This window comes from Streptomyces sp. NPDC096040 (assembly GCF_040303265.1).
Classification (GTDB): domain Bacteria; phylum Actinomycetota; class Actinomycetes; order Streptomycetales; family Streptomycetaceae; genus Streptomyces.
The window spans coordinates 54,451-73,777 of record NZ_JBEOTA010000009.1 but is presented as its reverse complement, the minus strand read 5'-3'; the positions used below and the strand labels follow the sequence as shown (position 1 = coordinate 73,777).

16 protein-coding genes, 1 pseudogene and 1 riboswitch are annotated in these 19,327 nt (G+C 70.3%); of the genes and pseudogenes, 1 reads left to right on the top strand and 16 read right to left on the bottom strand.

Features of this window, described 5'->3' with window-relative positions:
- Positions 1–20 precede the first annotated feature (20 nt).
- The 3 genes and pseudogenes from ABTY98_RS13925 to ABTY98_RS13915 form a co-directional block, all read right to left on the bottom strand.
- Positions 21–781, bottom strand: a pseudogene (locus ABTY98_RS13925) (DUF6250 domain-containing protein).
- 208 nt (positions 782–989) lie between these two features.
- Positions 990–1,931: a M23 family metallopeptidase gene (locus ABTY98_RS13920; protein WP_352221122.1), complete on the bottom strand. Its 942-nt coding sequence runs from the start codon at positions 1,929–1,931 to the stop codon at positions 990–992.
- Positions 1,932–1,933: 2 nt separating this feature from the next.
- A riboswitch (cyclic di-AMP (ydaO/yuaA leader) is annotated at positions 1,934–2,097 on the bottom strand.
- Between the two features lie 313 nt (positions 2,098–2,410).
- A complete protein-coding gene (locus ABTY98_RS13915; protein ID WP_352221321.1) occupies positions 2,411–4,507 on the bottom strand; it encodes an alpha-galactosidase in 2,097 nt (698 codons plus the stop codon).
- A gap of 173 nt (positions 4,508–4,680) precedes the next feature.
- Between ABTY98_RS13915 and ABTY98_RS13910 the strand changes: the two genes are divergently transcribed.
- Positions 4,681–5,478 carry a tyrosine-protein phosphatase gene (locus tag ABTY98_RS13910; RefSeq protein ID WP_352221121.1) on the top strand — a complete coding sequence of 266 codons (798 nt, stop codon included), beginning with the start codon at positions 4,681–4,683 and terminating at the stop codon, positions 5,476–5,478.
- A gap of 22 nt (positions 5,479–5,500) precedes the next feature.
- Here the strand turns inward: ABTY98_RS13910 and ABTY98_RS13905 are convergent, their stop codons facing one another.
- The 13 genes from ABTY98_RS13905 to hpnC form a co-directional block, all read right to left on the bottom strand.
- Complete coding sequence (locus ABTY98_RS13905) at positions 5,501–5,623, bottom strand: DUF6126 family protein (protein ID WP_352221120.1); 123 nt, start codon at positions 5,621–5,623, stop codon at positions 5,501–5,503.
- Positions 5,620–6,243 carry a helix-turn-helix domain-containing protein gene (locus tag ABTY98_RS13900; protein WP_352221119.1) on the bottom strand — a complete coding sequence of 208 codons (624 nt, stop codon included), beginning with the start codon at positions 6,241–6,243 and terminating at the stop codon, positions 5,620–5,622. The genes ABTY98_RS13905 and ABTY98_RS13900 overlap by 4 nt, the downstream gene beginning before the upstream one ends.
- A gap of 92 nt (positions 6,244–6,335) precedes the next feature.
- On the bottom strand, positions 6,336–7,721 hold the full coding sequence (locus ABTY98_RS13895; protein WP_352221118.1) for an aspartate aminotransferase family protein: 1,386 nt from the start codon (positions 7,719–7,721) through the stop codon (positions 6,336–6,338).
- Positions 7,718–9,724: a 1-deoxy-D-xylulose-5-phosphate synthase gene (gene dxs / locus ABTY98_RS13890; protein WP_352221117.1), complete on the bottom strand. Its 2,007-nt coding sequence runs from the start codon at positions 9,722–9,724 to the stop codon at positions 7,718–7,720. Before dxs ends, ABTY98_RS13895 begins: the two co-directional genes overlap by 4 nt.
- 27 nt (positions 9,725–9,751) lie before the next feature.
- Positions 9,752–10,909 carry a flavodoxin-dependent (E)-4-hydroxy-3-methylbut-2-enyl-diphosphate synthase gene (ispG, locus tag ABTY98_RS13885; protein ID WP_352221116.1) on the bottom strand — a complete coding sequence of 386 codons (1,158 nt, stop codon included), beginning with the start codon at positions 10,907–10,909 and terminating at the stop codon, positions 9,752–9,754.
- Between the two features lie 4 nt (positions 10,910–10,913).
- Positions 10,914–11,936, bottom strand: coding sequence for an adenosyl-hopene transferase HpnH (hpnH, locus tag ABTY98_RS13880; protein WP_352221115.1), 1,023 nt, complete (start codon positions 11,934–11,936; stop codon positions 10,914–10,916).
- A 5-nt stretch (positions 11,937–11,941) separates the two neighbouring features.
- Complete coding sequence (locus ABTY98_RS13875; RefSeq protein ID WP_352221114.1) at positions 11,942–12,583, bottom strand: 5'-methylthioadenosine/S-adenosylhomocysteine nucleosidase family protein; 642 nt, start codon at positions 12,581–12,583, stop codon at positions 11,942–11,944.
- Positions 12,584–14,575, bottom strand: coding sequence for a squalene--hopene cyclase (gene shc, locus ABTY98_RS13870; RefSeq protein WP_352221113.1), 1,992 nt, complete (start codon positions 14,573–14,575; stop codon positions 12,584–12,586). It abuts the gene before it with no gap.
- Between the two features lie 117 nt (positions 14,576–14,692).
- Complete coding sequence (locus tag ABTY98_RS13865; RefSeq protein ID WP_352221112.1) at positions 14,693–15,820, bottom strand: polyprenyl synthetase family protein; 1,128 nt, start codon at positions 15,818–15,820, stop codon at positions 14,693–14,695.
- Positions 15,820–17,241: a hydroxysqualene dehydroxylase HpnE gene (gene hpnE / locus ABTY98_RS13860; protein ID WP_352221111.1), complete on the bottom strand. Its 1,422-nt coding sequence runs from the start codon at positions 17,239–17,241 to the stop codon at positions 15,820–15,822. Before hpnE ends, ABTY98_RS13865 begins: the two co-directional genes overlap by 1 nt.
- Complete coding sequence (locus tag ABTY98_RS13855) at positions 17,238–17,378, bottom strand: DUF6380 family protein (RefSeq protein WP_352221110.1); 141 nt, start codon at positions 17,376–17,378, stop codon at positions 17,238–17,240. Before ABTY98_RS13855 ends, hpnE begins: the two co-directional genes overlap by 4 nt.
- Positions 17,378–18,331 (bottom strand): presqualene diphosphate synthase HpnD, encoded by a 954-nt coding sequence (hpnD, locus tag ABTY98_RS13850; protein ID WP_352221109.1) that lies wholly within the window; start codon positions 18,329–18,331, stop codon positions 17,378–17,380. Before hpnD ends, ABTY98_RS13855 begins: the two co-directional genes overlap by 1 nt.
- The gene (gene hpnC / locus ABTY98_RS13845; RefSeq protein WP_352221108.1) at positions 18,328–19,230 is read right to left on the bottom strand and encodes a squalene synthase HpnC; all 903 of its coding nucleotides are present in this window, start codon (positions 19,228–19,230) and stop codon (positions 18,328–18,330) included. Before hpnC ends, hpnD begins: the two co-directional genes overlap by 4 nt.
- Positions 19,231–19,327: the final 97 nt, after the last annotated feature.

Sequence of the window (19,327 nt, the reverse complement as noted above, 5' to 3'; positions counted from 1 at the left end):
CGACCGTAATAAGGGGTTGACTAGCGGTGAGATAAGACACTTCTAAATACTTCACCAAGGTTGGAATAAGGCCCTGACCAGCGACGTTGAGGTGATGATCGCCAGACGTCGAAGTCGCTGAACCTGAAGTGACTCCAGGTGGCACGGAAGGCGAAGTACCCACGCGTGCAGGGGCTCCAGGTCGGTGTGGTGGAACACCGGTCGGCCGTTGTTCCACCATTGCACAGCCGCGCCGTCGGAGACGATTCGCACACGGTTGGGCCGGTTCGCGACCAGGAGCGGTTCGGTGTGGTCGTGGACCAGCGGCCGTACGCCGGGCTCGCCGACGTAACGGCGGAGCCCGGTCGTGGTGCTGTAGTCGGCGCCGTAGCCGGCGTAGTACGTCTTCAGGTAGTCGTACTCGGCGAGCACGCCACCGCGCGGGATGGACGAAGAGGTCGTGAGGGGAACGGACGTCGGTGGCGTTCCAGAAGTTGTCGAGGTCAGAGACTCGGTCGTTGGCGCCGCCCGCCGACACCGGTGTGGCGGTGTACTCCAGGACGTACGGCCCCTCCAGACGGTGGCGCCGGCGGGCACGTCGACCTCCAGGATCCCGTGCGAGGCGGCGACGGTGCCGGCCTGCTCCAGTTCCACGAACCACTGGCCGAGGCCGTGGCGGAAGTCGTCGTGGGCGATCAGCCGGGCGATGCCGGGGCGCGGCGCTCGCATGCCAAGCGGGTACGAAGCCCGCGAGGGCGGCTCCGGCGGCCAGGGCTCCGAAGCCTCGGCGGGTGGTCGTCATACGGCGGGTTCCTTCCGTCGGGGCGCGAGTGAGGGCGAGCGCATGAGCGGAAAGCGCTTGGACCCGGCGGGATCGCTGTGCCGCCGCCCCGCCTTCGCTGTCGACGACCCGAGCACTCCTGCCACGAGAAAGCAACGCGCCGAAGGCCGGACCCGGGGATCGGGGGTCCGGCCTTCGGAGTGCGTGTCAGATCGGTGAAGGCGCCTGGTCAGCCGACGGCGAGGCCCTTCGAACGGAGGTAGGCGACCGGGTCGACGTCCGAGCCGTAGTCGGGGGTGGTCCGGATCTCGAAGTGGAGGTGCGGGCCGGTCACGTTGCCGGTGGCACCGGAGAGGCCGATCTGCTTGCCCGCGGTCACGGTCTGGCCGACCGAGACGGAGAGCGCGGAGAGGTGGCCGTACTGCGCGTAGTAGCCGTCGGCGAGCCTGATGACGACCTGGTTGCCGTAGGAACCGCCCCAGCCGGCCGTGACGACCGTGCCCGCGCCGACGGCCTTGACCGGGGTGCCGGTCGGGACGACGAAGTCGACACCGGCGTGGTAACCGCTGGACCACATGCTGCCGGCCACGTGGTAGCCGGTGCCGACCGTGGCACCGGTGACCGGGAGGGTGAAGCCGGAGGCCGTCGTTGTCGACGTGCCCGAGGGGAAGGCCGAGTTCGAGGACGACGACGAGGACGAGGAGGGGGTGGACGACCGCGAGTGGGACCGCGTCTCGGATCGGGAGTCCGAGTTCGGGGTCCGTGTCGTCGTCGTGTGACGGCCGCTGAGGGTGAGCTTGAGACCGGGGTGGATCAGCGAGGGGTTGTCGCCGATGGCCTGCCAGTTGTCGGCGTAGAGCCGGTGCCAGCCGCCGTCGACGTTCTGCTCGCGGGCGATCTTCGAGAGATAGTCGCCGGGCACCACCGTGTAGGTGTGGTGTGTGGAATTCTCGGTGGCGGACTTCTGAACGGCGGCCTTCCGTACAGCCGTCTTCTCGATGGTCGGAAGCGACTGCGTGGCCTTTTCGGAAACGGACTGCGCGGTGGCCGCGTGGGCGCCGGTGGCCCCCATGAGCGGCAGAGCCAGCGCGGCGCCACCGGTTCCGGCGACGGCCATGGAGCGGGTGAAACGCTGGGTCTTGGGGCGGCGGTGCTTACCCTTCGCGGGCATGACGCATTCCCCTCCGGCGCCCGCGAGGTGAGCTGTCGGGTCCGGGCTGGAGCTGCCCGGCACACGCGGGAAGACGTGGCTGCACCCCTAGCCGTCCCGGGAACCGGAACAGGCGGTCATACCTGGTGGGTCCCCCGCTCCTGCCGTGCACGGGTGAGTGTGTGTGGGGACTCCGGGCGGTGGCAGGGTTCGGCGTTCCGCCCGGATGCGTGGCGAACGTAAGCGAGCAAGACGCACCCGGACAAGCCACCGGTTCCGCCTGTCCGAGTTTCGCTTGATCCGTTACGGGAATTCCCGGTCACCCTCCGTGTATTCCGGCTTTCCTCGCTTTCCTGATCCCCTTGAAAAGCACGGTAATTACGTGGACATGACGCGCGACGGACGGTCACGAATATGGCGCTCCTCACGCACGTCACGTCACGCCACGTCCCTCTATTCCAGGGCGAGTTGCAATGAAGGGGCCAATTCGGACAGAAGACTCAGATGCGGCGCAGCCGGAGAACTGCCGCATCCAGGTCGCCATGCAGCTCTGTGCGCAGCCCGTGATGCAACAGAACAGCACCTCGGTGCACTTCGCCCGTTTCGCGGCATTCATACGACGCTGTCGGGTCGAGCTCCTGCAGTCGCAGTGCCGGCATCGGCTCGCCGTAGCTCTGCGCCTGGAGCCAGGTGAGGACCACGGTCTCGTCGCCGAGCGTGTACTGCACCGCGCTGAGCCCGCCGGTCGGCGGCCGCAGCCGGAACTGGTCGCCGCGCTGCACCAGGGGCCGGATGTCCTTGTAGAGCTTCACCCAGCGGCCGGCCTCGGCGAGCTCTTCCTCGGTCCACTGCGAGAGGTCGCCGCCGACGCCGAGCGCCCCCGCCATGGAGCTGACGAAGCGGAAACGCAGCGAGCTGACCCGGCCGTTGAGCTGATGGTTCGGGCTGTCGGTGACCCAGGCGGACATCACCCGGGCGGGATGGATCTGGCTGAAGCCGTGCTGGATGGCGAGCCGGTCCAGCGGGTCGGTGTTGTCGGAGGTCCACACCTCGTCGGTGCGGCTCATGATGCCGAGGTCGATCCGGCCGCCACCGCCGGAGCAGGACTCGATGGCGACGTTCGGGTGCGCTGCCCGGAGCCGGTCGAGCAGGGCGTACAGCCCGCGGACGTGGTCGACCCACAGGCGCTGCGGATACGGCTCGCCGGGCCAGCCCGCGTCGGTGAAGCAGCGGTTGAAGTCCCACTTGACGTAGTCGATCGGGGCGCTGGACAGCAGGGTGTCCAGCTGTCCCCAGAGGTACTCCTGGACGTCCTCGCGGGCGAGGTTGAGGACGAGCTGATTGCGTAGTTCCGTCCGCTTCCGTCCCTGCTGGTACTGGACCCAGTCGGGGTGCGCGCGGTACAGGTCGCTGTCCGCGTTGACCATCTCGGGTTCGACCCAGATGCCGAACTGCATGCCGAGGGCGTGCACATAGTCCGCGAGGGGCTTGAGCCCCTTCGGGAAGCGGTCGGGGTTGGGCGTCCAGTCGCCGAGGCCCGCGCGGTCGCTGGTGCGGGCGCCGAACCAGCCGTCGTCGACCACGAACAGTTCGACGCCGATCGCGGCGGCCCGCCGGGCGAGGGTGGCCTGCTGCTCCTCGGAGATGTCGAAGGTGGTGGCCTCCCAGGAGTTGAACAGCACCGGCCGGTCCCGGTCTGCGTCCGGGATGATGTACGCCCGCTGGTAGGCGTGCCAGGCGCGGCTCGCCCCGCCGAAGCCGCCGTCGGTCCACAGGCCCGCGAAGACCGGGCTGGTGTACGACTCGCCCTCCGCCAGCATCAGCAGGCCGGAGTCGTCGTAACCGGCGCCGCCGGTGATCTGCACCCGCGCGTCGGGGAGTTGGGCGACGGCGATCCGCCAGGAGCCGGACCAGCCGAGGGCACAGCCCCAGACCTCGCCACGCTCCTCGGTGGCGTCGGTGTCGAGGGCGACCCAGGGCAGGTGCTGGTGGCCGGTGTGGCCGCGGCGGCTGCCGATGACCTTCTCGCCGTAGGTGAGCGGAGCGCTGGTGAGGCGGGACTCGGCGGCCCAGCGGCCGTGCAGCTGGGAGAGCCGCCAGCCCTCGCGGTCGGGGAGCGTCCAGGCGGCGGGGTCGGCGCGCAGCAGCTCCACGCGCGCGTCACCCTCGTTGTCGACGGTCACCCAGCGCTCGACGACATCGCCGCGCATCCGGTAGTGCAGGGTGATGACGATCCGGTCGTCCCGGAAGCGAAGCCGGAGTCCCTCACCGTTCGCGGCATCCCCGGTGCCACCGTCCGTCTCGTACGACTCGAAGGTCCACTCGGTGCCGCGGCGTTCCTCGGTGCGCACGGAGAGCGCGGGGCGGACGAAGCGGGGGCCGCCCTCGACGGGGTACTCCTCACGGCCGTCCAGCGGGGACTCGAAGGCCCAGTAGCGGGGCAGCGCCCGGGTGCTGAGCTCCTCGGCGTCGGCGAGCCCGATTTTGGGGCCCCAGTGCAGGTGGAGCAGCTCGTCGTCCTCCGTGAGGTGCAGCGCGTAGCTGCTGCCGGGGCCCGACAGGAGCCAGGTACGACCGTTTTCGGCGATGTCCACCACTAGAAACCTCACACAGGTGCCAACAGATCCGCTCAAGCACCAACATCATCAAGGCCACGGGCCCCTGAAGCAACGCCTGTGGACAACTCATTGCCCGCGGAAACCGATGTCGTATGGTCGACCCAGTGCCCGTCGACGAGGAGCGCCGACGGGGCCGGCCGGGAGGAGCCCCCGTGACGCAGCAGGTCCCGTCCACCGAGCCCGAACTGGCCGGTGTGCGCAACTTCCGTGACGTGGGTGGCCTGCCGACCGTGGACGGGCGCCGGGTCCGGCAGGGCGTGCTGTTCCGCAGCGGGCATCTGGCACACGCGACGGAGCAGGACGCGGAGTTCCTCGCCTCCCTCGGTCTGCACACGATCTTCGACTTCCGCAACGCGGCCGACCAGAAGCTGGAGGGCCCGGACGTCGAGCTGCCCGGCGTGCGGAACCTGAACCTGCCGCTGACTGACCCGGCGCACGGCGCCGAGTTCTGGACGATGGTCCGCGAGGGCGACATCGAGCAGCTGCGCGGACTCCTGGGCGATGGCAAGGCCGCGAACCGGATGGTCAACTCGTACCGCACGATCGTCAGGGACCGTACCGACGAGCACTCGCGCGTGCTGCACGCGCTCGCCGAGGACAGCGTCCCGGCGCTGATGCACTGCGCGGCCGGCAAGGACCGGGCGGGCGTCTCGATAGCCGTGACGCTCCTCGCGGTGGGCGTGGAGCGGGACGCGATTCTCGCCGACTATCTGGAGTCCAACGCCAAGCACCGCCGCTACAAGGTGCGGCGCAGCGGCGGCGGGGACAGCGCGTACAGCCCCGAGGTGATGGAGCTGCTGAGCCCGCTCTTCGACGCCCGCGCGGAGTATCTGACGGCGGCCTTCGAGAGCATCGAGAAGACGTGGGGTGACGTCGACACGTACCTGGAGCAGGGTCTGAAGGTCCCCCCGGAGGTCCGCGAGCGGCTGCGCGCCCGCCTCCTCGACTGAGGCCGGGCGGCGACGGGAGTGCTCAGCCCTTGCCGCCGACGGCGAACAGCAGGTAGAGGAACGCGGCGAATACGTGCCCGCCGGCGATGTAGATGATCAGCCGGACCCACAGGGCCCGGGGGAACTTCTCCTCGATGTTGCTCACGGCAGCTCTCCGGTGATCGGCCCCAGGCACAACGCGGCCAGGGGACTCTGCAGCAGGGTGTGGACGAACAGGAGCTCGACCCCGTCGTGGTCCTCGGCGGCGAGCCGGTGCGGGGTGAGCGAGTCGAAGTGCGCGCTGTCGCCGGGCGCGAGCACATGGGTGGTGTCGCCGAGGCGCAGCCGGAGCCGCCCGTGCAGGACGTACAGCCACTCCTCGCCGGGATGCACCCGAACGATGTCGCCCTGGGAGCCGTACGGCACCCGGACGCGCAGCGCCTGCATGCCCCGGCCGGGCGCCCCGGCCTGCCAGTACGTCCAGCCGCCCGCCTTGGTCGGCTCCATGTCCGCGGCACGCACGATCGCGTCCCGGTCGGCGACCGTCTCGCCGAGCAACTCGGAAACCGTCGTACCGTAGACACGTGCGAGCGCGAGCAGCATCGGCAGCGACGGCTGGCGCTGCCCGGTCTCCAGCCGGGAGAGGTGGGCCGGCGACAGCCCGGCGTCCCGGGCAGCGGCCTCCAGGGTGAGGCCGGCGCGGCGGCGCAGGGAGCGCAGCTGCGGGGCGACGGAGGGCAGGTCGTCGCCGGGACCGGCGGGCGGCGCCGGGTCTGAGACGTTCATACCTCTATTGAGCCGGGCTATTGCCTCAGCGGCAAATTCCTTGCCTCTCAGACAAAAGGCGGGGGCCGCCCGCGGGAGGCCCTCGCTGGGCGTCAGCGGTTGGCCACCGCCTGCTTGATGAGGGTCTTGCTGAAGTCCCACATCAGGCCGCCGCCGCTGTGGGCGTCGTCCATCACGTCCGTGAAGGCCGCCACGAAGCGGTCCACGTCCGTCTCGTCGACGATCAGCGGTGGGATGAGCTTGATGACCTCCAGATGGTCGCCGGAGACCTGGGTGAGGATCCGGTGCCGTTGCAGCAGCGGTACGACGACCATCTGCGCGAACAGGCCCTTGCGGGCGGCCTGGAGCATGGTCCAGCGGCTGCGCAGCTTCAGTGAGCTGGGCCTGCCGAACTCGATGCCGATCATCAGGCCCCGGCCGCGTACGTCGGCGAGCAGCTCGTACTTGTCGATCAGCGCGGTGAGCCGCGACTTGAGCTGCTCCCCCACGGCCCGGGCGTTGGCGACGATCTGGTCGTTCTCCATGACGGAGAGAACGGCCAGTCCGGCCGCCATCGCCTGGGCGTTCGCGCCGAAGCTCGCCGAGTGGACCAGGACACGGTCCATGGACGAGTAGACCTTCTTGAAGATCCAGTCCTTGCCGAGGGTCGCGCCCACGGGGACATAGCCGCCGGACAACGCCTTGGCCACGCACACCAGGTCCGGCTCGACGCCGTCCTCGTGCTGGTAGGCGTAGAAGTCGCCGGTGCGGCCGAGGCCGGTCTGCACCTCGTCGGCGATCAGCAGCGCCTTGTGTTTGTGCAGCAGTTCCTGGGCGCCGCGCAGATAGCCGGGCGGGGCCTCGTGCACGCCCTTGCCCTGGATCGGCTCGACGATCAGGGCGGCGACATCGCCCTTCTTCAGCTCCCGCGCGAGCGCGTCCAGGTCACCGAGGGGGACGGCCGTGTCGGGCAGCAGCGGAGCGAAGCCGTCCCGGAAGCCGTCCTCGCCGTTGACCGACAGCGAGCCCGTGGTCAGGCCGTGGAAGGCGTGGTCGCAGTAGAGGACACGCGGTCTTCCGGTGGCGAAGCGGGCGAACTTCAGGGCCGTCTCGACGGCCTCGGTGCCGCTGTTGCCGAAGAACACCCGGTCCAGGTGCGGGGTGTGGATGAGGAGCCGTTCGGCGAGCAGTCCGGGCAGCGGCTGGCAGTCGAAGCGGGTGAGGTCGGCCAGCTGGGCGTCCAGGACGTCGTGCAGGGCCTTGCGGACGACAGGGTGGTGGCGGCCCAGGCCCATCACCCCGAACCCGGCGAGCATGTCCAGGTAGTCGTTGCCGTCCGCGTCCCAGAAGTGGGCGCCCTCGGCGCGCTCGTACACCTTGTCGAAGCCGATGGTGTGCAGCATGCGCGGGAGCTGGTGGTTCAGGTACTTGGTGTGCAGCTCGTAGCGCTCGGCTCCGCGCTCGGCCAGCAACGCGCCGAGGTCGAACTCCGTACTCATTGCTTCTCCTTGTCGGCGCCCCGCAGGGGCGCGGGGCGCGTCGATGTGCGGCTGCCGCCGCGGGGCGCGATCAACCCAGCCGGTGCCGCACCCGCCACACGACCTCGCCCGGTGCCCCCGTGGGCGCCTTCGGCCCCCCGCCCCGCGAGGCTCGCCCCGATCCGCCCGGCGATCTCCACCGGCGTCAGCCCGATGTCGGCCAGCACTTCCCCCCGCTTCGCATGCGCCAGAAACTGCTCCGGAATCCCGAACCGGCGTACCGGCACGTCCACTTCGGCGTCACCGAGCGCGAGCGCGACCGCCGAGCCGACGCCGGCCGCCCGGCTGTTGTCCTCGACGACGGCCACCAGCTCGTGCTGGGCCGCCAGGACCGGCAGCGCGGGGTCCACGGGCTTGACCCAACGGGGGTCCACGACCGTGCAGCTGATGCCCCGAGCGGCCAGCAGCTCCGCGGCCTGGAGGCACACCGGCGCCATCACGCCGACCGCGACCAGCAGTACCTGAGCGTCCGCGCCGCGATGCAGCACGTCCAGCCCGCCGATCCGGTCGACGGCCGGGATCTCCGGCCCCACCGACTCCTTCGGGAAGCGGACCAGGGTGGGCGCGTCGTCCACGGCGACCGCCTCGCGCAGCTGGAGGCGCAGTTGTTCCGCGTCGCGCGGGGCGGCGATCCGCAGGCCCGGGACCACCTGGAGGACGGACATGTCCCACATGCCGTTGTGGGAGGCGCCGTCGACACCCGTGACGCCCGCCCGGTCCAGGACGAAGGTCACCCCGCAGCGGTGCAGCGCCACGTCCATCAGCAGCTGGTCGAAGGCGCGGTTGAGGAAGGTGGCGTAGACGGCGACGACCGGGTGCAGTCCGCCGGTCGCGAGGCCGGCCGCCGAGACGGTCGCGTGCTGCTCGGCGATGCCGACGTCCCAGACCCGGTCGGGGAAGCGCTCGGCGAACTTGCCGAGACCGACGGGGTGCAGCATGGCGGCGGTGATCGCCACGACGTCGTCCCGTTCCTCGCCGATCCGGACGATCTCGTCACCGAACACCGAGGTCCAGGAAGGTCCGTTGGACGGCGCGAGCGGCTCGCAGGTGAGCGGGTCCATCACGCCGACGGTGTGGAAGTGGTCCTCCTCGTGGGCGAGCGCGGGCTCGTAGCCGCGGCCCTTCTCGGTGAGGCAGTGGACCAGCACGGGGCCGTGGAAGCGTTTGGCGCGTCGCAGCGCCGACTCGACCGCCTTGAGGTCATGGCCGTCGATCGGACCGACGTACTTGAGACCCAGGTCCTCGAACATGCCCTGCGGGGCGAAGGCGTCCTTGAAGCCCTTCTTGGCACCGTGCAGGGACTCGTAGAGGGTGTTGCCGACGATCGGGGTGCGCAGGAGTACGTCCTTGCCCCAGGCCAGCACCTGCTCGTAGCCGTCGGTGGTGCGCAGGGTGGCCAGATGGTTGGCGAGCCCGCCGATGGTGGGGGCGTACGACCGCTCGTTGTCGTTGACGACGATGATCAGCGGCCGGTCCTTGGCGGCCGCGATGTTGTTGAGCGCCTCCCAGGCCATCCCGCCGGTCAGCGCGCCGTCGCCGATCACCGCGACGACATGGCCCTTCTCCCCCTGCACCTGGCGGGCCTTGGCGAGGCCGTCCGCCCAGCCGAGCGCGGTGGACGCGTGGCTGTTCTCGATGATGTCGTGCTCGGACTCCTCGCGCGAGGGATATCCGGACAGGCCGCCCTTGCCGCGCAGCTTGGAGAAGTCCTGGCGGCCCGTCAGCAACTTGTGCACATAGCTCTGGTGACCGGTGTCCCAGAGAATGCGGTCGACCGGGGACTCGAAGACCCGGTGCAGTGCCACGGTCAGTTCCACGACGCCCAGGTTGGGGCCGAGGTGACCGCCGGTCCTGGCGACCGCATGCACCAGGAACTCGCGTATTTCTTCGGACAGTTCATGAAGTTCCGCCTCGGACAGCGCCTTCAGGTCGCGTGGTCCCCGGATGGTCTCCAGAATTGTCACGCTCGGCCCCCTCTCGGTCCGTGCTGTTCAGCTCACGGTGACGGCGGGTGCTCCGGACCCGGCGCCGTCCTGCTCCATCTGCTCGGCGATCTTCATCGCTTCCTCGATGAGGGTCTCCACGATCTTCGACTCGGGGACGGTCTTGATGACCTCGCCCTTGACGAAGATCTGGCCCTTGCCGTTGCCGGAGGCGACGCCGAGGTCGGCCTCCCGTGCCTCGCCGGGGCCGTTGACCACGCATCCCATGACGGCGACGCGCAGCGGCACCTCCATGCCCTCCAGGCCGGCCGTCACCTCGTCCGCCAGCTTGTACACGTCGACCTGCGCGCGCCCGCAGGACGGGCAGGAGACGATCTCCAGGCGCCGCTGCCGGAGGTTCAGGGACTCCAGGATCTGGATGCCCACCTTGACCTCCTCGGCGGGCGGGGCCGACAGCGACACCCGGATGGTGTCGCCGATGCCCTGCGAGAGCAGCGCGCCGAAGGCCACCGCCGACTTGATCGTGCCCTGAAAGGCCGGGCCGGCCTCCGTGACACCGAGGTGCAGCGGGTAGTCGCACTGGGCGGCCAGCTGCCGGTACGCCTCGATCATCACGACCGGGTCGTTGTGCTTGACGGAGATCTTGATGTCCCGGAAGTCGTGCTCCTCGAAGAGCGAGGCCTCCCAGAGAGCGCTCTCCACGAGCGCCTCCGGGGTCGCCTTGCCGTACTTCTCAAGGAGCCGCCGGTCGAGCGAGCCGGCGTTGACGCCGATCCGGATCGGTGTGCCGTGGTCCTTCGCGGTCCGCGCGATCTCCCGCACCTTGTCGTCGAACTGCTTGATGTTGCCGGGATTGACGCGGACGGCCGCGCAGCCGGCCTCGATCGCCGCGAACACGTACTTCGGCTGGAAGTGGATGTCCGCGATCACGGGGATCTGGGACTTCCTGGCGATGGTGGCCAGGGCGTCCGCGTCGTCCTGCGTGGGGCAGGCGACGCGGACGATCTGGCAGCCGGACGCGGTGAGTTCGGCGATCTGCTGGAGGGTGGCGCCGATGTCCGACGTACGGGTCGTGGTCATCGACTGCACCGACACCGGGGCACCGCCCCCGACGGCCACCGGTCCGACGTGGATCTGCCGCGACACGCGCCGCTCGGCGATCGGCCGGGCCGGGACCTCGGGGAGGCCCAGGGAGATGGCGGTCATGCGGTCACTCCCGGTTTCCGCTGACCGTCTCGCGCATCGCGCGCAGTGACTCCTTGAGGGAGCCCATGGTGGCGAGGACGGCGGTGGGCTCGTAGCCGCAGTGCGCCATGCAGTTGGCGCAGCGCGGGTCCTTGCCGCGGCCGTACTTGTCCCAGTCGGTCTCCTCGATGAGTTCGCGGTACGTCGGTACGTACCCGTCGCTCATCAGGTAGCAGGGGCGCTGCCAGCCGAAGAGCGAGTAGTTCGGGATCGCCCAGGCCGTGCACGGGAAGTCGACCTTGCCCTCCAGGAAGTCCAGGAAGAGGGGGGAGTGGTTGAGCCGCCACTTGCGCCGGTTGCCGCCCGCGAAGGCCTTCTTGAACAGCTCGCGGGTCTGCTCCACGCCGAGGAAGTGCTCCTGGTCGGGGGCCTTCTCGTAGGCGTAGGCGGGCGAGATCATCATCTCGTCGACCTTGAGGTCGTCGTTGAGGTAGTTGAGCACCTCGATGATGGTCTGCGGGGTGTCGGTGTTGAAGAAGGTCGAGTTGGTGGTCACCCGGAAGCCGCGCCGCTTGGCCTCCTTGATGGCCGCCACGGCCTCGTCGAACACGCCTTCCTTCGCAACGGACTCGTCGTGCCGCTCGCGCAGCCCGTCGATGTGCACGGCGAAGGAGAAGTACGGGGAGGGCGTGAACTTGTCCAGTTTCTTGCGCAACAGCATCGCGTTGGTGCAGAGGAAGACGTACTTCCTCTTAGCCACCAACTGCCGGACGATCTCGTCGATCTGGGGGTGCATGAGGGGCTCACCACCTGCGATGGACACCATCGGCGAGCCGGACTCAAGAACCGCCCCGACGGCCTGCGCGACCGGCATGCGCTGCTTGAGCACACCCGCCGGATGCTGGATCTTGCCGCAGCCCTCGCATTTCAGGTTGCAGGCGAACAGTGGTTCCAGCTCCACGATCAGCGGGAACTTGTCCCGCTTGCGGAGCTTCTGTTCGGCCAGGTATGTAGCGATCTTGATGGTCTGGCGCAGCGGCATGGCCATCTGGCTCACCTCCGGGGGAGCAGCAAAGAACGGTGCCATTCGAAAAAAGCGGGAAGAACGGATCGAAGAACGCGGAAAGCCGATATTCCACCGCGCACTGTGCCGATCCGGACGAGTTCATGTTCAGGAGCGTCCACGACCACCCTGACGGCCGCAACCGGGCGCTCGCCCGCGTGCACGGCGCTCAGGAGCGTGGCCGCCGATTCCATGTCGACCGCGATCGCGCCGGTCGCGAGCAGATCAGACCGTTCGTGACCGCGGACGACGTGATCGGAACCGGTGACAGGGCCGGTGTGGACGGTGCGGCCGGGCACGGCCCGCACCAGTTCTTTCACGAGGAGTTCGGTGCCGACGCAGGGGACACTGCCGCGCGGGTCCCGGGTCTCCTCGGCGACGACCAGGTCGCCGGGGTGCATCCCGGGGGCGAGTCCCGCGCAGAAGCCGGTGGCCAGGACGGCGGCACCGGCCAGTGCCGGGTCGGCCAGGACCCGGGTGACGGACCGTTCCGCCGCCCTGGGGCCCATGCCGGTGCGCAGCACGGTGACCGGCCCGCCCGCGCCGCCGCGTTCGCCGGCGCGCAGGGCGAGGTGCTCGATGCCGAGCGCGCAGGCGATCAGCAGCGGAGCCGGAGCGGGCGTGGTGCTCATTCAGCTCCTCTCGGCCTCGGGCATGGGCTCGCCGTAGACGTAACGGCCGAGCGCGGTGAGCGGGAAGACCTGCCGGTAGAGGTGGTAGTTGATGGAGAAGTCCCAGGGGAAGCCGGTGCCTGTGAAGTAGGGCTCGTCCCAGGAGCCGTCCTCGTGCTGGGTCTCGGCGAGCCACCGCACACCCTGCTCGACGGCCTTGGAGTCCTTCTCCCCCGCCGCGAGCAGCGCCATCAGCGCCCAGGCCGTCTGGGAGGCGGTGGAGGCGCCGCGTCCGCTCCACTCAGTGGCGTACTTGTAGGAGCGCAGGTCCTCGCCCCAGCCGCCGTCCTCGTTCTGGACCTGCTCCAGCCAGGTCACCGCGCGCCGGATCGCCGGGTGCGAGGCGGGCAGCCCGGCCGCGGTCAGCGCGGGCACCACGGAGCCGGTGCCGTAGACGTAGTTGACGCCCCAGCGCCCGAACCACGAGCCGTTCGGCTCCTGTTCGGCGAGCAGCCACTCGATGCCGCGCCGGGTGCGCGGGTCGTGGGACATGCCCTCGAAGGCGAGCATCTCCACGACGTGCGCGGTGACGTCGGCCGAGGGCGGGTCGATGACCTCGCCGAAGTCGCAGAACGGCAGCCGGTTGGGAAACGGGCTGGTGTTGTCGACGTCGAAGGCGCCCCAGGCGCCGTTCTTCGACTGCATGCCGAGGTTCCAGCGCACCCCGCGCCCGATGGCCTTCTCCATCCGCTCGGGGTCGTGGTGCTTGATCCGGCGCAGCGCGAGGACGACCTCGGCGGTGTCGTCGATGTCGGGGTAGTTGTCGTTGTGGAACTCGAACGCCCAGCCGCCCGGCGGGAGGTTGGGGCGCTTCACGGCCCAGTCGCCGGGCCGCACGATCTGCTCGCCGAGCATCCAGTCGGCGGCCTTGACCAGTTGGGGGTGGTCGGCGGGCACGCCTGCGTCGGCGAGGGCGATGGCCGCCAGACAGGTGTCCCACACCGGGGACTGGCAGGCCTCGATCATCCGGGCGCCGTCCTCGCGCCAGACGGCGTAACGATCCAGCGACTCAAGTCCCGCGCGCATCACGGGGTGTTCGAGGTCGTAGCCGAGCAGGTACAGGGCGATCACCGAGTACACGGCCGGTGGCTGGATGCCGCCCCAGGCGCCGTCGTTCTCCTGGCGTTCGACGATCCAGCGGGCGGCGGAGTTCAGGGCGGAGCCGCGCAGCCGGCGCAGGGCGACCTTGCGGTAGCCGCGGACAACCTTGTCGAGCCGCTGGAAGACACCCTCCCAACTGGCCACCGGAGCCAACGGCTGGGGCGGGTTGGGGTTGGCCGGGTCGGTGTGGAGCTCGTCCAGCGGGAAGGGTGCGGGGCGCACCGGGCGTTTGGCCGAGACGACGGTGAGCGGCACGATGGTCTGCCGGGCCCACTGACCGAAGTTGTAGATGCTGAGCGGGAACCACTTGGGGAAGTACAGGAGTTCCGGCGGGAGTTCGGGCAGGTCCTCCCATTTCCACCAGCCGAACAGGGCGAGCCAGATCCGGGTGAAGACCCGGGCGGCGGCGATCCCGCCGCGCTCGCGGATCCAGGCCGAGGCCTTCGCCATGTGGGGCGCGTCGGGCGCGTCCCCGGCCAGCCGCAGGGCGACGTACGCCTCGACGGTGGCGGAGAGTGCGCCCGGGCCGCCGTAGAAGGTGGCCCAGGTGCCGTCCTCCCGCTGCTCGCCGCGGATGAAGAGTGCGGCGGCGGCCGTCGTGGACTCGTCCTGGATGCCGAGGAACTGACGGAGCAGCAGATCCTCGGCGTCCATGGTGACGTTGGTCTCCAGGTCACCTTTCCACCAGCCCTGCGCGTCCTGCCGGGCGAGCAGATGGTCGGTGGCACGCCTCACGGCGCGTTCGGCGGCTTCTTGTACCCCGGCCGCCACGGGGATGGTGAGGTCGGTGCTGGCCGAGGCAGCGCGGGGCGGCAGGGTGGCCCCGGTGCTTCCGTCGGTCGTCGCTGTCATGGCTTCCCCTTCGTGCAGTCGTGCGAAATCGTTCTGCTGTGGGTCCGCCGTCGGCCGGTGCTGGTTGCGCGCTCGCACCGGCCGGCGACTACGCGAGGGCTATTCGACCGATAGTGATCATCTCTTTCGTACGACGACGAAGTCGGCCAGCGCCGTGAACCGTGCCCGGACCTGGTCGGGCATGTCGACGGCGTGGAGGGCTTCGATGGCGATGGTGTGCTGACGACGCGCCTCTTCGGCGGTCCACTCGCGGCCGCCGGCCTCCTCGATGAGGGCGGCGCGGGCGGCGAACTCCTCCTCGGAGAAGTTCTCGAAGTCGCTGCTCTTGGCGTCGGCGGCGAGGATCTCGCCGAGCCGCTCGGAGGCGGGCCCGCCCGCGGCGAGCGCGGCGACGACCGGCAGGGACTTCTTGCGCTGGCGCAGGTCGCTCCAGGTCTGCTTGCCGGTGGCCTCCGGGTCGCCCCAGATGCCGAGGAGGTCGTCGACGGCCTGGAAGGCGAGGCCCAGGTGATAGCCGTACCTCTCCAGGGTGTCGGCGGTGCGGTCGTCGGCGCCGCCGAGCACCGCGCCGATGGAGCTGGAGGCGGCGAGCAGCGCGCCGGTCTTGTTGCCCTCCATCTCCAGGCACTCCTCGACGCTGACGCGGTCGCGGTGCTCGTAGGAGATGTCCTGCGCCTGGCCGTCGATCAGGGCACGGGTGGCGGTGGTGAGCCGGCGGGTGGCGCGGCCGGCCTCGACGGTGCCGAGTTCCAGCAGCACCTCGTTGGCGAGGGCGAAGAGGGCGTCGCCGACCAGGATGGCCTGGGCAGGGCCGTGCACCTTCCAGACGGTGTCGCGGTGGCGGCGCTGTTCGTCGCCGTCCATCAGGTCGTCGTGCAGCAGCGAGAAGTTGTGGACGAGTTCGACGGCAACGGCGCCGGGGATGCCGACCTCGGGGCCGGCACCGGTGACCTCGGCGGAGAGCACGGCGAGCGCGGGCCGTACGGCCTTGCCGCCGTCGCCGTCGGCGGGGTTGCCCTCGGCGTCGATCCAGCCGAAGTGGTAGGCGGCCACGGTGTCCATGGGGGGTGCCAGGCGGTCGACGGCCGCCTTCAGTACCGGGTTGGCAAGGGTCCGGCCGCGCTCCAGGAGCGCGGTCACGTCCACCGCGTCGGCAGCCGTCTCGGCCGGGGGCACAGTGGGCACAGTTTCTCCTCTTGTTGCGGTACCGGGGGTGCGGGGGCCTGCCGCCTGCTGAGCGGGCATCACGCCGCCTCCTCGAACTCGAAGAGGTGACGGGGGCGGGGCCGGCCCAGGGTGTGCAGCGCGGCGTCGGCCGCGTTCACACCGCTGCGGACCGCACTCTCCATGGTCGCGGGCCACCCTGTGGCGGTCCACGCTCCGGCCAGGTAGAGGCCGGGGGCCTTGGTGCGGGCGCCGGGCCGCAGCCGCCCGACGCCGGGGGTGGGGGCGAAGGTCGCGGTGCGCTCCCGGGTCACGAAGAAGTCCTTCACCCCGGCGCCGCGCGCGCCGGGCAACAGCCGTTCCAGTTCGGGCAGATAGCGCTCGCGCAGGACGGCCACGGGTACGTCGATCTCGTCCTGTGCGGCCGACTGGGACAGTGCGAGGTACTGGCCCTCGCGCAGCCCGGAGGCGTGGGTACGGTCGAACACCCACTGGACCGGGGTGCCCAGGGCCGCGAAGAACGGCTTGGTGAGCACCGTACGGTCGTAGATCACATGGACGTTGAGGATCGGCGCGGTGCCGATCTCCAGAAGGTTTTCCGGGGCGTCGAGGGCGCCCTCGGGCAGCAGGTCGTAGGCCTCGCGCTGGGCCACGGCGAGCACCACGGTGTCGGCGCTGAGCGTCTCGCCGGGAACCTGAACGCTCCATCCCCCGTTCTCGTTGGTGGAGACGGAGGTGACGCGTGTACGGACCTCAGTGCGCACGCCCGCGGAGTCGAGCGCCTTGCGGGCCAGCCGGTCGTGCAGTTCGCCCAGCGGCACATGGGCCCAGCCGATGTCGGCCGCGCCCGGGTCGGACAGCAGACCGGTCTTGAACACCATCGCGGCGAGCGCCAGGGAGGCGTCCTGGGCCACCGCGTTGAGGGTGGCGACCCCCACCAGGTCCCACAGTGCCTCGATGGCCCGAGCCGACTGGCCTCGGGCAGCCAGCCAGCTGCCGAAGTCCTGTGTGTCGAGCGACGGATCGCCGAGATCGAGCGACCGGAGTGCGAGAGCGGCCTGGCCGACTCTGGCACGCTCGGCGAGCGAGAGATGCGGGTAGGCGGCGAGGCTGCGCCCCAGGTGCAGAGGCACCGGCAGGGGGTCCCGGCGGAGTCTGCCGAGCCGGCGCCCCTGCGGTTTCGCGAGGTCGAGCACGGGCACGTCGAGCCGGTCCTGCAGCGGTGCCAGCGCCGCGCCCTCGATACGGTCGAGGAACCAGCGGTAGGCGGTGCAGCAACGCAGGTACACATGCTGGCCGTTGTCGACGGTCAGGTCGCCGCGCCGGAAGGAGAAGGCGAGCCCGCCGAGGCGCGGCCTGCCTTCGAGCAACGTCACGTGCACCCCCGCGTCGGCGAGCGCCAGCGCGGCCGTGACCCCGGCCAGGCCGCCGCCGATCACCACGGCGGTGCGCCCGGACGGGATGTCGTCGTGCGTCCCTTCGGATCGCGTGCCGTCGGTCATCGTGCAGCCTCCCCTGCCCGCCCGCCGTGCCGGTGGAACGGGGCAGACCGGGCCGTCGCAGTCAGGGACGCCGCGCCGCGCCGGAGGGTTGCCTGCCGTTTCTCTCCGGTGGAGTCAGCTTGACCCACTTTGTCCATCAGACGCGCCTCCTGACGGTCCGGCGGGAGGTGTGGCGCCGGGTGTCGAGCCCGGACAGGCCGCGTACGGCGACGTACGCCTTCTCGCGTCCGGGCAGCGAGACCCGGCCGCGCAGCACCGCCTCCGGGTCGCGCTCGATACGGTCGAGCAGTCGGCGGTAGATGCCGGCCATGGCGGCCACACAGGCGCCGCTGCGCCGGTCGAGCATGGGCAGCAGCCGGTAGCCCTCGGCGAAAAGGGCACGGGCGCGCCGTACTTCGAAGTGCACGAGCCCCGCGAAGTCCGAGCCCTCCGGGGGGGTCGGTCCGTGGAACCCGGCCGCACAGCCGAACTTGGCGAGATCGTCGACGGGCAGATAGGTACGGCCGTTCTCGGCGTCCTCGCGGATGTCCCGGAGGATGTTGGTGAGCTGGAGCGCGAGGCCGAGCGTGTCGGCATACTCCGGCGCGCGCTCGGCGCCGCGCGCCCCCGGTTCTGTGCCGAACACACCGAGCGAGAGCCGGCCAATCGCGCCGGCCACGCAGCGGCAGTAGACCTTGAGGTCGTCCCAGGTCTCGTAGGTCTCGCCGCGTACGTCCATCAGCACGCCGTCGATCAGCTCGTCCAGGCCGCCCAGCGGGATCGGGAAGGCCTGGGCGGCGTGGGCGAGGGCGACCGCGACCGGGTCGGTGTCGTCCTCGTCGACCGCGCCGTCCTGGACCCGGGCGAGCAGCGCCCGGGTGTCCTCCAGGCGGGCCGCCTTCATGTCGTCGGCCAGCACGCCGTCGCCGATGTCGTCGACGCGCCGGGAGAACGCGTAGAGCGCCGACATGGCGCGCCGCTTGGGCGCAGGCAGCAGCCTGATGCCGTAGGCGAAGTTACGTGCCTGCTGTCCGGTGACGGTCTCGCAGTAGCTGTAGGCGGCGAGTACCGGTGCGGACACATGTGTGGGAGAGTCCACGGTCCGGATCACCCCTCTCCTCGCAGAGTCACGCCCACCTCACGCAGCAACCGGCCCTTGCCGGGCTTGGGCGGGCCGGGAAGTACGTCGTATTCGGCGGCGGCGATCGCAGCGATCGCCGCCCTTCCCCCCGCCACGAACCCCGCGAGCAGCAACTTCAACCTGCCGTGGACGCTACCCACCAGGGGGGCGCCTTCATTCAGGAGATCGCGGGCGCGTTGTGCTTCATATGCAACCAGTGCACGCACCGATGCGCCCGTGGTTTTCCTGGCGAGATCCGCCTCCTGGACATGAAAGCGCTTCATGTCCACGGCGGGCAGATAGATCCGGTCGCGGCCGAGGTCCTCGGCCACGTCCTGGAGGTGTTCGACGATCTGGAGTGCGGTACAGATCGCGTCCGAGAGCCGGATCCGCTCGGGGGTCGAGGTGCCGGTGACGGCGAGGACCAGGCGGCCGACGGGGTTGGCGGACAGCTCGCAGTAGGCGAGGAGGTCGCCGTAGGTCTCGTACCGCCTGACGAGCTGGTCCTGACGGTTGGCGGCGATCAGCCCGAGGAAGGGCTCGGGGGTGAGTGAGTGACGGCGGACAGTGGCGCTGAGACGGCGCAGCAGGGGGTGGTGCGGGGTGCCGTCGAACACGCGCCGCAGATCGGCCTCGAAGGCGTCGAGCAGGACCAGGCGGTCCTCGGCCTCCTCGGGGCCCACTCCGAGCAGCCGGGCGTCGGCACCGCCGGGGGCCAGGTCGCCGTCACCGATGTCGTCGACGAGGCGGGCGAAGCCGTACACCGCCATCAGGTCGTCTCGCCATGCCCTCGGCAGGAAGAACGGGGCCACCGGGAAGTTCTCGTCGGCGGCCTTGTCCAGGGTGCCGCGCTCGGCGTCTCCGGTACGCGCCGGGGTGGCCGCCGTCACCGTTCGCTGCCCGGGGCCGGGACGGCGCGGCCTGCGTTGAGCTGGGGAGTTTCCGTAGCCAATGCCGTCACATCTCCCGTTCTACACTGCCGACCCA